At 39.6% G+C, this 11,738-nt stretch carries 15 protein-coding genes and 1 pseudogene; all 16 read right to left on the bottom strand.

Annotated features, from left to right (window positions below):
• Positions 1-27: 27 nt before the first annotated feature.
• A complete protein-coding gene (locus OCV99_RS11965) occupies positions 28-318 on the bottom strand; it encodes a hypothetical protein (RefSeq protein ID WP_158370798.1) in 291 nt (96 codons plus the stop codon).
• Complete coding sequence (locus OCV99_RS11960; RefSeq protein WP_158370796.1) at positions 315-695, bottom strand: DUF3990 domain-containing protein; 381 nt, start codon at positions 693-695, stop codon at positions 315-317. The genes OCV99_RS11965 and OCV99_RS11960 overlap by 4 nt, the downstream gene beginning before the upstream one ends.
• Before the next feature lie 247 nt (positions 696-942).
• Positions 943-1,704, bottom strand: coding sequence for a DUF6429 family protein (locus OCV99_RS11955; protein WP_158370794.1), 762 nt, complete (start codon positions 1,702-1,704; stop codon positions 943-945).
• Positions 1,705-1,869: a hypothetical protein gene (locus OCV99_RS11945; RefSeq protein ID WP_262575538.1), complete on the bottom strand. Its 165-nt coding sequence runs from the start codon at positions 1,867-1,869 to the stop codon at positions 1,705-1,707.
• On the bottom strand, positions 1,860-2,111 hold the full coding sequence (locus OCV99_RS11940) for a hypothetical protein (protein WP_262575536.1): 252 nt from the start codon (positions 2,109-2,111) through the stop codon (positions 1,860-1,862). Before OCV99_RS11940 ends, OCV99_RS11945 begins: the two co-directional genes overlap by 10 nt.
• 11 nt (positions 2,112-2,122) lie before the next feature.
• Positions 2,123-2,491 carry a DUF4869 domain-containing protein gene (locus tag OCV99_RS11935; RefSeq protein ID WP_158370792.1) on the bottom strand — a complete coding sequence of 123 codons (369 nt, stop codon included), beginning with the start codon at positions 2,489-2,491 and terminating at the stop codon, positions 2,123-2,125.
• An 18-nt stretch (positions 2,492-2,509) separates the two neighbouring features.
• Positions 2,510-2,698 carry a tyrosine-type recombinase/integrase gene (locus OCV99_RS11930; RefSeq protein WP_262575534.1) on the bottom strand — a complete coding sequence of 63 codons (189 nt, stop codon included), beginning with the start codon at positions 2,696-2,698 and terminating at the stop codon, positions 2,510-2,512.
• 5 nt (positions 2,699-2,703) lie between these two features.
• A complete protein-coding gene (locus OCV99_RS11925) occupies positions 2,704-3,468 on the bottom strand; it encodes a tyrosine-type recombinase/integrase (protein WP_262575532.1) in 765 nt (254 codons plus the stop codon).
• 172 nt (positions 3,469-3,640) lie between these two features.
• Positions 3,641-3,997, bottom strand: coding sequence for a hypothetical protein (locus tag OCV99_RS11920; protein ID WP_158370790.1), 357 nt, complete (start codon positions 3,995-3,997; stop codon positions 3,641-3,643).
• Positions 3,969-5,174, bottom strand: a pseudogene (locus OCV99_RS11915) (PD-(D/E)XK nuclease domain-containing protein); the annotation flags it as partial. The pseudogene OCV99_RS11915 and the gene OCV99_RS11920, both read right to left, overlap by 29 nt.
• Positions 5,155-5,256, bottom strand: a complete 102-nt coding sequence (locus OCV99_RS11910) for an AAA family ATPase (protein ID WP_416810592.1) — start codon at positions 5,254-5,256, stop codon at positions 5,155-5,157. The pseudogene OCV99_RS11915 and the gene OCV99_RS11910, both read right to left, overlap by 20 nt.
• A 122-nt stretch (positions 5,257-5,378) precedes the next feature.
• Positions 5,379-6,209 carry a macro domain-containing protein gene (locus OCV99_RS11905; protein ID WP_158370784.1) on the bottom strand — a complete coding sequence of 277 codons (831 nt, stop codon included), beginning with the start codon at positions 6,207-6,209 and terminating at the stop codon, positions 5,379-5,381.
• Positions 6,193-9,435 (bottom strand): hypothetical protein, encoded by a 3,243-nt coding sequence (locus OCV99_RS11900; RefSeq protein ID WP_158370782.1) that lies wholly within the window; start codon positions 9,433-9,435, stop codon positions 6,193-6,195. The genes OCV99_RS11905 and OCV99_RS11900 overlap by 17 nt, the downstream gene beginning before the upstream one ends.
• A gap of 465 nt (positions 9,436-9,900) precedes the next feature.
• Positions 9,901-10,446, bottom strand: coding sequence for an alpha/beta hydrolase (locus tag OCV99_RS11895; protein ID WP_158370780.1), 546 nt, complete (start codon positions 10,444-10,446; stop codon positions 9,901-9,903).
• 93 nt (positions 10,447-10,539) lie between these two features.
• The gene (locus OCV99_RS11890) at positions 10,540-11,061 is read right to left on the bottom strand and encodes a hypothetical protein (RefSeq protein ID WP_158370778.1); all 522 of its coding nucleotides are present in this window, start codon (positions 11,059-11,061) and stop codon (positions 10,540-10,542) included.
• A 24-nt stretch (positions 11,062-11,085) separates the two neighbouring features.
• Entirely contained in the window at positions 11,086-11,685 is a 600-nt protein-coding gene (locus tag OCV99_RS11885; RefSeq protein WP_262575527.1) for an ImmA/IrrE family metallo-endopeptidase, read from the bottom strand.
• Positions 11,686-11,738: the final 53 nt, after the last annotated feature.

Below are 11,738 nucleotides of genomic sequence, written 5' to 3'. Positions count from 1 at the left end.
TTCTTTTAGACCGTAGGTCTATTAAGGTTACCCTTTTCCAAAAAAATCTTTTTCATTTTCCTCTTGACATATCACCAAATTGCTTATATATATGGATTTTCTCGGATCTCCTGTAATCTTCTCACATTCCCATATCTCAAATATCGCCTCAGCTCCAAAATCCGTCATGCCGCACTCAGCATTTTCAATCATTTCATGGGTTTTAGAATTGACAAACGCTTTCAAAGCATCCATCTGACTCATCCCATATTTTTCTGCTATCATTACGACTACTTCATTATTATAATAATCTACAATCTCAGGTTCTAATTTCTTCATACAAATCTTACCTCTTTAAATCCAAGAATAGCCAAAGCTTTTTCTGTCTTAAAAGCATACTGGTCTTTTAATTTTTGTGGTAGCAACAGTTGAATCGCAATTTCCTCTGTAAAATAACCTTTCAAATAATTGTTTACAGTACGAATTGCCTGCTCAAAGATAAGTGTGTCTAATCTTTCCAGTTGACTGTCATCAATTTCAAAAACAGAAATAATCGGAACACCTGCTTCCCTTCTATTCGTTGTGCGAACAGCCCATTTCTTTGCCTGTTCAAAGTCACTGGTAAGATAGAATCCTGTTCCGAAATCTAATAACCTTTTGGACTTGATAATTTGAGGAACTTTTACCTCTACATTACTGCCATGAAACAAAATCATAAATTTCCCCTAAAATACTCCTTTCAAACACTTTTCCTATCTATAGCTATATTGTAACACTTGCCTGTATAGTTGTCATGTAGTTGTTTCATAATCACTCTTCCAGAAAAATTATTCCCATTACGCTTCTCGAAATGATTAATTCAATTCATCTAGCAGACCTCAATCTATCAACGTAAAATACAAAAGGCAAAGAAACTACATATAATACCGTTAAGATTAAAAAACCACTATAATTTCTAACTACTTATAAATTTAACGTGCAAAACATTTCATGCCACTTTTCTCCGCCCCAGGTTGATTCGGATTCTCCTCTGTCAACAAACCCAAATTTCTTATACATTTTCACCTTAGACGGAACACACGTCAGCACTGCCTGTTTTCTTCCCTGTGCCTGCTGCTTACGGAGGAATTCCCACATCATCTCTCTTGCAATCCCCTGTTTCCGATATTCCGGAAGGACAGCTACACTGCAAATCATGATATTACACCCATCCGGGTCATGAAGGCTGGTATCTGTAAATAATTCATCCCGCAGCGACCATTCATTGGTACAAAGACCATTTACAAAACCAATCATACGACCCGTCTCTCTGTCAATCGCCACCAGGAAACAATCTCCCGCTAGGGATACCCTTTCTTTCATAATGTCTAACGTACAGGTTTCACTTGGCGGAAAACAAATCGCTTCTATCTCGGCTGCTGCCTCCGCTTCCTCCGGGCGAATGAAGCGGAATTCATATTTTTCATAAAATGCATAATCTGAAAGCCCATATTTCACGAGCAATTCTCTTGCTTTTTCTCTCCCGGCTTCTGTGAAATATGATACTTTTCCCTTTGGAGAGTAAACAAGATCCCGCTCATTCAATTGCGCCAGCGTGTCATAATCGTATCCCTTCCAACTGATTTCTCTAAAGCGTGCATACTCATTATTATCTGAAAAACGATTCAAATACATGAGCATTAATGTTAGTTCTTCTATTGCCTGTTCTCTTGGTTTCTTTCGCATTTAACCATCCTTCCCTGACTCCCGTCTTCCATATATTTCCTCAACACTATGTGGAAGACTTTCCACCCCTTCTCTTGTCACAATTACATAATAATTATCTGTTTTCTGAATTGCTTTTGCAAACTCTTTGGAATGAACAAATCGATTCCCTTCGTCTATAAACAAAATACTATCTTTTTTAGTTGCAAGAACAGCTTCCCAATCTCGTCCTCTAACACAGCGCACTCTTTTTCACAAGAAAGCACAATTCCACTTTCATCGCCGTCTTCATAATATTCTCTTATCAGCTCTACAAGTGTCGTCTTTCCTGTCGCACTGTCACCTCTAATAATGGTAATATTTCTCCGAATCACAAAATCATATCGCACCTTTGAATTTTGAACAACAATTTTGTAACTTCCCTTCATACTGTTCCCTCCTACCGCACAATCATCCCCGCAATCGGAATCAGTTCTCTCATATCATGCACAATCTGGTTCGTGTTCAGTATATTTATCACAAATTCCTGCCTTCCAAAATCCATAAGATGTCGAAGATTTATTGTAATATCTTTCTTTTCTCCCATTTTCAAAAGCCATTTCGCACAATTATCCCCACATGTCGACGCATTGAAAATTTTGTCCGGCACATGCGCGATCAATATCAGCGTTTTCACGCCACCGGATAATTCCTGTGGCGTAATCGCTCCCAAAACAGGGCTGTCAATTACCCTGGAACCTATTACAATAGAATTATCATATGATGTTGCTTTCCCCAGTATACCACACACGGAAAATTTATTGTACACATAACAGACCTGTTTTTATTATTCTTTTTCTCCTTGCAGCAGCAATTTCTCCATGCACCGCCGCTTTTGCTCCATCGACGAATGCACATATCGATTCAAAGTGATATTTACATTTGCATGTCCCAGAATCTCACTCAGCGATTTCACATCAACCCCTTCCTCTATGCACCTTGTCGCAAATGTGTGCCGCAGTGTGTGGTAGTTCATCACCTCTAACTGGCATTCTTCCAAATATTTTTAAAAATATTTTCCATCCGCCTTGGCTCTATATATTTATTTACAAGCCCGGTCAGTACATAAGCATTATCTGAAGCATCTTCCAGGTTCTTTAATCGCTTCATCAAAAATGCCGGTATCGGAATATCACGGACAGAACAATTGCTTTTTGGCTCTGTGACAATAATCTTAGTCTTTCCTGACTCCTTGTTTTCAAAATTCTGTATGCGCTGCATTGTAAAACGTACCTGCAGAATTTCTTCATTATATAATATGTTATTCTTTTTCAACGCACATACTTCTCCCAGTCTCAATCCCATATAAAGACTGATGAGCACCCCTGTTTTCAGCAGGCTGTCATCTTCCATGAGGTACTCTTCCAGCCGCTTCTGCTCCTGCTTTCCCAGCACATGTATTTCACTGTCATTTTGCCTTATGCGAATCAAATGGAACCGGCACGGAGCCTCTATATCCATCTGCTCCGCAAACTGACAAATTGCTTTTAGAACCACCAGTATGTCCTTTACTGTCTTCTCCGACAATCCTCCATTACCATCCAACTTTCCGCAAGTCAGCTTCCCCTGAACAAATCTTTCCACCATTTCAGTCGTAAGGCGTTTCATACGAACTTCTCCCATTTCCGGCAAAATATGTTTCTGAAGCATATTTGCGTATTTCACGTAGGAAGATTCTTTAATGCGCATCTTAGAATTCTCCAGCCATTGCAGTGCCACTACCTCAAGTTTCGGATTTTTTCTCATGTATAACCATTCCTCTCTTTTTTCCTTGATTATACCTGTAAAACCTACTCCGCCAGGCTCACTATTAAAATGGCTGCATACTATCTAATGAAATAACTTAACAAATCACAAAAGCTGCCACTCTGCAAAAATGCTTGTGCGACAGCCCGATTCCATTTCTCTTAAAATTGTATCACGATTTTATAATTCCAATCCTTTTAAATATATCAAACAGGTATGAACTTCCATAAACCTTCAGTTTCTTCGGCCCGGACACATTTCCTTCCAACTCTCTGGCAATCCAGAACGCACGGAAAACACTGCTCTTCGTAATGGATTTCTCTTTACGAGAGACAAATATCTCTCCGCCCGGCATACCATCCTTATTCGTCTTGATCGTATAACTGAATTTCAACCCTTTCGCCGTCTGAAATTCACAATCCTGCAACTCAAACAAAAGCTCCCACAGCGCATCCTCCGCTTCTTCCTTGCTCAGATTCGCAAGAGCATCCAGAAATTCGTCACAGTTTTTTATAACACGCAATTCCATATTTTAAAATCCTCTCCATGCCATCATCATACAACGTCTCCGCATAGTTCCTGCTTTCAATCTGTTCAAGCGCCTCCTCACAGGCAGCGTCCAGCCGTCCATGCTCCGCATACTTTACTTCAATCACAATACCCGTATCGGATTCCATGTCTTTTATTACAATATCACTGTAGCCATCCCCGGCCTCCTGATTGGATTTCACACTCCATCCTGACGGATAACTCAACAGCCCCAGCAAAATACCCTGATAAAAGCAGACACTTGGAGACTGTTCTTTAGTCTCCTTAGTGGTCGCTTTCCCTGTGGGCAAGTTTTCTTTCTTTTCCTTCCTTACATAGGTATCCCGAATACTGATCGTCTGTTTCAAATAATTTGTTAGCAAACTCTGTACTTTCTCTGCTTCACCTGCCAGAACAGCTCCGCAAAATTCGCTCACTTTTCCGGGTTCCGCTGCCATTTTCTCCCTGAACCATTCCTTTATCTGGCTCTGGAACAGATCCCGAATCTCCATATTCGGAATTCCCAGTCGATACTCTCTGGCATTCAGCCGTTCCACCGCAGTCAGGTACCCGGTTGTAAAAAGTACACTCCATAAATTCTCAATACTGCTGTCCAATTCCGTATATGTCAGTTCCTGCTTAATTTCCTTAATAATCGTTTCTCCTGCCAGCAATCCTTCGATTTCATCCCGCAGGTTCTGATCCGCCATATGAATAAAACAACGAACTAAACTATTTCCACTCGTATTTACCCAATAATTTTCCGGTATAGCATCTGGATTCTTCCGCAGCGCCTGACAATATTTCATCACATCCCACGGACAATAAATAGAAGAACTGCCAAATCGGTAGCCATCGTACCATTCCCGGACTGTCTTCCATGAATTCTCCAGTCCATAATACTCCAGAAGTCCTTTCACCTCATCATCCGTAAATCCAAAGCAATCGCTGAAATACTCATCTGCAATAGTCATAACATTTAAATTATTCAGCCCTGTAAATATACTCTCTTTGCTGATACGCAGACACCCGGTAAGCACTGCAAATAGAAGACTGTCATTCGTCTTCAACGCGTTATTGAATAAATTCCGAATCAGCACAGTCATTTCCTGATAAAAGCCCGACTGATATGCCTTATCCAAGGGAACATCATATTCATCAATCAAAATAATTGTCTTCATTTATCATATTCGTCTTGTCAACATAATAAAATCCCATTCTGCGAATCTCGGCAAAATTCTCGACTCCTATCGGGAGCATCTTCTGTTTTTCCATAATATACATGCCCCTTTCTGCTGTATTACACAGGTTTTGCTGTTCTCATTGTATCATTCAGAATCAGGATTCGCAAGACAGCCCCGACAATTATTGCAAAAGCCAGTTTACAGTATTGATTTATTTTTCCTATAGCGCAATATATTCACCTTCCCTCGCATATCCGGATGCAGGACAATATGGATCCCGCCCACAATCTTTACCCTGCTCATTCGCAGAATAGACAAAAGATTCGCCAGTTCATTTTCTTTTTCCCGGTTTATTCTTGCAAGCCCCGACCCAAGAAGAGGTATATACACAGGTGCTCCCGCTGTTGCTTTATTCAAATATTCAAGCAGTGTTAAAACCGCCGTATAATATATCTTCATATTCGGCTCCACTGTATTTCCCCGAAAATGTGTTAATGCCAACAAGTAAAATGTCTTTTCTCCGACTCTTACCGGCACAACTGTCCCCGGCGGATAATAAAGCGGCTTTCCATTTTTGTTCGTATACCTTCCTGCTACCTTTACACGCTCCAGCCCCTTTTCTATTATCCGGTCAAGCTCTTTTTCACGTCCCTCGAAATATTTCAAAACAAACTGACCATGAATAGAACTTTTTGCAATAAGCACATCGTCGACCAATGTATCAAAAGAATCATTCACAGGGATTACAATCCGGTCTCCACTTGTAAATAAATCTCCATACTCCAGGACCGCCTCCCGGCCATTCTCCAAATCAACCACTGTCCGCTTTGTCGATGCCACCCTGATAACAGCCATACCATAAGATACGGCAAAAACAATTACGACACACACGATTCTTCCTGCAAAATCCGGTACCAGCTCACTAAAATCAATCAGACAAATAATCGTAAGCAGCGTACTGAACACGCCAAGAAATGTATATACTTCTCCCAATGCAAACCTCAGAATTGGCTTAATCTGTTTTTTCATCCTTTTTTTCTCCTTTGTCAATAGAAGTAAATAGACAATTTACATCCGCCTCTTCTCCTAATTCCTCTACGCTCAGTACTTCACGGATATCCCGTTCCTGTTCTTTATCTTCACTTCCAAAAGGCTCCGCCTTTACTTTAATCTTGTAAAAGGCCTCTACGCCTCTGAAACTCTGCATCACATTTAATATTATCTTCGGAACCTCGTCTGCCACTTCCATAACATTCTTTTCCGAAATAGAACTGTTATATCTCGTATCCCCATCCTGCGGATATTTCAATACAAAAGGACTGATTTTGGCAGCCATCATAGAACTTATATATGTGCGGACGCCGTTATGGATACGCTTAATGTCTGTTTTCGATAAGAAAGGTAGAAAATAGCGGTAAAACACGGTACTCAAATATAACGATACCGCATATAGAACCAGACTTATATATCTGTCTTTTTGCTCTTTATCGTTAATTTTTTTGCCATTCTGCTGCGAACGAAAATCTATCCCATCCAATTTCTTCTTCATCTGCACCAAAATCACATGCATCAGCTTCTTCCGAATTTTCTTCTGAAGCCTACATAGCAGATTCCATTTCTCACCATCTTCCTTTTTTATATGGAAAATCTCTTCTTTCTGTTCATAATCTACAAGAAGCGTCGCCAATCCATAGGTTGCCGGGCCGGAACTCCCGATAATGCTCACACGGAAATAATTTCTGTCAGAATTCTCACTGTTATCCCTCCACAAAATCAACTGCCCCAACTGATCATGTGCATTTCCTTCAAGCACACACTCCTTCGGTACATTTTTATCAAAAAACAAATTATTTTTCCCTGCTCTATCTTCTGCTTTCTCCTTGCAATCCGCACATTTAGCGCCTGCCTGCTGCATAAAAAATCCTTTGTCACTCTGAACAAATCCGTCTTCTTTTTTGTTTATTTCAGCAAATCCTTTATACTGGCGCGAAACCATTCTGCTACTATCCTGGTTTTCGCAGAATTGCTCCTTCCTCCATTCACAGTGCTCATGAATCACATTATAGCCCTCTCCATATTCTTTCGCCTTTCCAATGATTCCTTTAATATATCGGGGAAGCGGCTGCTGCCGCGGTCTGGCATCCTTACCAATACAGATATAATTCACCTCTCTCGCTTTCTTATCTTCCTTTTCCTTTTCCTCCTCCGACATCTTCTCTCTTAATGATTTAAAACAGTATTCGCCTATTACCGTCCGTTTAGATAAATAATGCGACAGCACAGAAATTGCATCAACATCCCATTTTGCAGTATAGGATTTGGGTTCATCCATCTTTCTGTCTCTATCATCAATCATTGGGAGATAGATTCTCAGCCGATTATATTTTAACATCGGATTCCACAGACATTTTCGATAATAAGACTCCAGAACCTGCAGCTCTTCCTTTCCTTTTTCCACAAAAACCTCATGTATGTCCTTCCTTTTTGTTTCTTCATAATATGATGATAAATACTCACGCACACTCTTCTCATAAAAATCTTTATTCTTTATCATCAGCCTTGAATGACGTTCAATTCCAAGCTGTGCCATAGAAAGCTGCTGCGAAAATCCATCTGTGTCATATGAACGCAGCACTGCCGCCCACAAACCGGCTACATCAAATACATTTCTCTCCTTCTTCTCTAGACCTTCATGCGAAATCCTTCTCTCTTCTTCTCTTTCTTCATGCAAAACCGTTATTGCATAAATATCGGAACCATGAGCTGCGCCAAGCCAGAACAATGACTGCAGACAATTTTGGCTTATATCCACCACAATCTCATTTGTAAAGCGAAGCGTCCGGAGTGTAACATGATACAGGCACCAGAATTTATCCAAATCAATCCTTTCCTCCCCGGCATCTCCCTTGGCAAGCGGAGTATCCAGAATATCTTTTTGCAGCCCGTTTTTAATACGGTTTACATACACCGGATAATTCGGATAAATCATCATTCCCCGATTCCGGATATGGTCTTTTGTAAAACGTATAATCTGTTCTTTCTGCCCTTCTGTAATAACCGGATCCTCATCCATACCATTTCCTGATGCAACCATATTCTGCAAATCTTCTGGTGTTGCCAAAAAATCCTCTGTCTTAATCTTCTCAACTAATGCAAGATAGGTTGCCTGGTTTAATCCGATACGGATAATTTCTCCCACATCATAATTCAGATACAAATCCTGTTTTGCATCCTTGTCATTCTCAAAAATACTGTTTTCCTGAACAAGCACTCCGACACGTTCCCCGCAAAAACATTGCTCCAATTCCATTTGTGCCGTTATCGCCCGATAAAAATTGATAATACAAGTTCCCGCCTGCTTCTCATTCAGAAAACCTTCCATTGTATAAACAACCAGTGTATTGTCATCCGAACCGGCTTCATTGTAGGACCTCCGAAGCCTTTCGTATATTTCTTCTCCTATCGTCTTATTATTCGATCCAATATGCTCGTGATACGGAAATATAGAATATTTAAAATCTGAAAATCCGTTCTCCTCTGCAGTTGCCACATTACACTCCAGATATCTCGTCACTTTATCCTCGTCATTATATGTTTTCTTGCTTCGATAGCGAATTCCATAATATTCAAACAATCGTTTCCGCCAAGGATAGCACCCGATATGATGTACCAGTTTGTCTTTCTCCTTTTTCGTTTTTTCCTTAACCCTCTCGGGTACAACCATTTTATAAAAGCTTTCACTAAAACAGACCGGCAATATCAATTTACCAAGCGCCACTGCCATCCCAAATTCATAAAACACATTCGGATTCTGATTAGAAACATCCACAACAATCAGATCAGCAATTTGCATCTGCTGGCAGATACGGCTGCATATAACATAATTAGATGCCGGTTCCGAATCCGAGCGAATCACCTGAATCTTCCTGACACGTTTAAGATTCTCCGGCAGGTTTTTCAGCTCATCCGCATAACAATATAATCTCTTATCCTCTTTATCCCAGTATAAATATTTTGCCAAAGATTCAATAAAAGTTTTCAATTTCCACTTATATATAACATTTGACATATCTGAGAAATTCATTATGACAAATGCTGTAATCTGGATGCCTTCCTCATTACATGCATTATCATAACTCTTATAAAGCGCTTTTCTCTCTTTCTGTATGTTGGTCTGCTTGGAACAATACTCTCCCGTCATAAAACAACGGCGTGAATGAATACATTCCTCGGTCGGCACAGAACATCTCTTCATACGCACTTCCTCCATTGACTCCGGTAGTGAACCCCCACTGATATTTGATAGTAACATGCCGCGGCATAGCCGACGCCTGCTTTTAAGCAGAAAAAAAGGCAAGAAAAACCAGGGAACCTTATTCCCCTGTTTCCTTACCTTGATTAGCCACCATTATTTTACCATATTATTTGAATTTTTTGTCGATTTTTTGAGAAAAATGAGAGATAATTTTGTCACTTTTATAACCGAACATCAAACATGGACATCTGTTTACAAATCAGTCTGGTAATCGTCTCCTCCCTGGTTAAAATACCTTTCGTAAACTCATAGCATCACTCATTTTTATTCATAGTCACATTCCTCTTCATCATAGTCTGGATACTGCTGAATATGCCCTTGGATTTGACTATGCGCGGCTCAAAACTCTCCCCTGCTTCACTGATCTTTGATACTGTAATGCTGAATATCCAATCATCTCCAAAATCATATATATTCTTCTACCCACCTCATAATCTTTGCCAGATTAACAAGGTCCTCCGCCACATCGCCAGTCTCCAGAGAATGATTGGCATTCTCAATGACATAGAGCGGCTGCCCGATTTTCTCACAGCCTTCATATATCTTTTTGCTGTCCTTTACCCATGGATCAGCAGTTCCATGAAACATAATCCCCTCACCAGACGCAAAGGAAAAGGTATCTTCCAAGGGCGTAAAGGAAATACTTCGCGCCTTAATTTGATATTTTTGCTTATAGCAGGCGGCGACAATCGTCCCGACACTCTTGGAAATAAATAAAATATCTTCATAATCCTGCCAGCGCACGTCCTTCAAAATCTCCTCTGCCTGCTGCAGCGCACTATAAAAAGACTGCTCCATTTTCTCACGATTTCCCTTAACACCGGAAGGAAATTTCCCATAAGCCACCGGCCGCACATTATAATCATGTTCCGCCGCCAATTTCCCCGCATAATAGAGAAGCGGCTTGTCACAGGTATATCCGATACCCGGAAATAATACTGCTATTTTCATATACTCAAATCCTTTCCAAAATATTACACTGCTTTTATTAAAACGAATCCATCTTAGCCTTGTAAATACAAAACCGAGATGGATGTTTATAGATTATTTCTTCTCTCTGTCAAAATTCCTAAATAACTCAACAATTGATTTATCAAATACACTTTTCACTATAAAAAAGAGAATGGAAATCAACTCAACAACAATAGAGGTAATATAAAATTGAATAAACTTTATTATTGTACTAATTGTACTCGCCTCTATCTTTAAAAAGGCCGAAAACAAAACCGCAGCCAAAAGAACTGTAACGAACACATAAGTAAATATAAATTGCCACTTTAATATTTTAAAAATATTGTTCATTAATGCTTTTTTCTGTTCACGTTTTAACGATTCATTTTCCTGCAATTCCGGTCCAAGAACCTTTTGATAAATATAGCTTTTCATCTCAAAAAGTACATTCATCTCTATCACATCAATACTATTCGGATCACTCTTTTCATCCTTTTCAATTTCTACTTTCTGCTTTTCAGGAACAGTTATCTCTAAAGAATTTATAACATTGCTTAAATTCATGGCCGCGTTATCTTTTTCTTCCTTCTGACTACCACTCAATATATCTGCCATCTCATACCTTCCACCTGTTATACATTAATACGTCACAGGGATTCCTTTGTTATTGTAATGGGAAATTTTTAAATAGTTGAGTCTTGCCTCCATTACAGAAACTGACACATTAAATATTTTAGCCAAAACAGCTGAAGCCGGTATTTCCAAAGACATATATACTTCCTTCAGCTTTTTGAATGGAATCAGCAATTCACCTGCAAATATATCCATTTTTCTCTCGAATTCATCTTTTTTATCTTCATCAATTCTATACTCAATATGTGGTTCTGTGGTTGCCGGATCCAAATGACAACAATGCGCCAATTCATGTGCTATTGTAAATCTTTTTCTATTAACAGAATCTGTCTTTCTGTAAAAAATAGCCGCATCATTTCCCGATGTAAGTACCAGACCAAGGATATCTTTTTTATTTAGCGCCTCCTCCAAAAGTGTAAAGTCAACAGGCAACACAGATAATCCTATGGATGTAACCAGCTTCTCCAAATCAATTGGGAGTGAATCATAAACATCGTATTCTTTCAATAACTCTTCTGCCGTCTTATTATGTATTTTCTCCAGTACCTTACACATCGTATCACCTTCTTCTCTTCTGTACATATCAAAATAAATCATCTGCCCCATATAGATACACTCCTGCTTCTCATTCGTATTTATTATAGCACCAGGCATCCTAT

The organism is Dorea acetigenes, from assembly GCF_025567385.1.
GTDB classification, from domain to species: Bacteria; Bacillota; Clostridia; order Lachnospirales; family Lachnospiraceae; genus Claveliimonas; species Claveliimonas acetigenes.
Note: the sequence above shows the minus strand (reverse complement) of the source record. Positions and strands in the feature narration are given on the sequence as shown.

Bases quoted from the DNA above. Each gene is read 5' to 3' on its own strand.
- OCV99_RS11940 (WP_262575536.1), bottom strand. From the start codon at position 2,111: ATGAAGGGAAGTTACAAAATTGTTGTTCAAAATTCAAAGGTGCGATAT.
- OCV99_RS11890 (WP_158370778.1), bottom strand. From the start codon at position 11,061: ATGGCAGATATATTGAGTGGTAGTCAGAAGGAAGAAAAAGATAACGCG.
- OCV99_RS11920 (WP_158370790.1), bottom strand. From the start codon at position 3,997: ATGGAATTGCGTGTTATAAAAAACTGTGACGAATTTCTGGATGCTCTT.
- OCV99_RS11930 (WP_262575534.1), bottom strand. From the start codon at position 2,698: ATGAACTACCACACACTGCGGCACACATTTGCGACAAGGTGCATAGAG.
- OCV99_RS11955 (WP_158370794.1), bottom strand. From the start codon at position 1,704: ATGCGAAAGAAACCAAGAGAACAGGCAATAGAAGAACTAACATTAATG.
- OCV99_RS11900 (WP_158370782.1), bottom strand. From the start codon at position 9,435: ATGAAGAGATGTTCTGTGCCGACCGAGGAATGTATTCATTCACGCCGT.
- OCV99_RS11885 (WP_262575527.1), bottom strand. From the start codon at position 11,685: ATGGGGCAGATGATTTATTTTGATATGTACAGAAGAGAAGAAGGTGAT.
- OCV99_RS11960 (WP_158370796.1), bottom strand. From the start codon at position 695: ATGATTTTGTTTCATGGCAGTAATGTAGAGGTAAAAGTTCCTCAAATT.
- OCV99_RS11905 (WP_158370784.1), bottom strand. From the start codon at position 6,209: ATGAAAAAACAGATTAAGCCAATTCTGAGGTTTGCATTGGGAGAAGTA.
- OCV99_RS11965 (WP_158370798.1), bottom strand. From the start codon at position 318: ATGAAGAAATTAGAACCTGAGATTGTAGATTATTATAATAATGAAGTA.
- OCV99_RS11925 (WP_262575532.1), bottom strand. From the start codon at position 3,468: ATGAGAAAAAATCCGAAACTTGAGGTAGTGGCACTGCAATGGCTGGAG.
- OCV99_RS11895 (WP_158370780.1), bottom strand. From the start codon at position 10,446: ATGAAAATAGCAGTATTATTTCCGGGTATCGGATATACCTGTGACAAG.
- OCV99_RS11910 (WP_416810592.1), bottom strand. From the start codon at position 5,256: ATGCTCCCGATAGGAGTCGAGAATTTTGCCGAGATTCGCAGAATGGGA.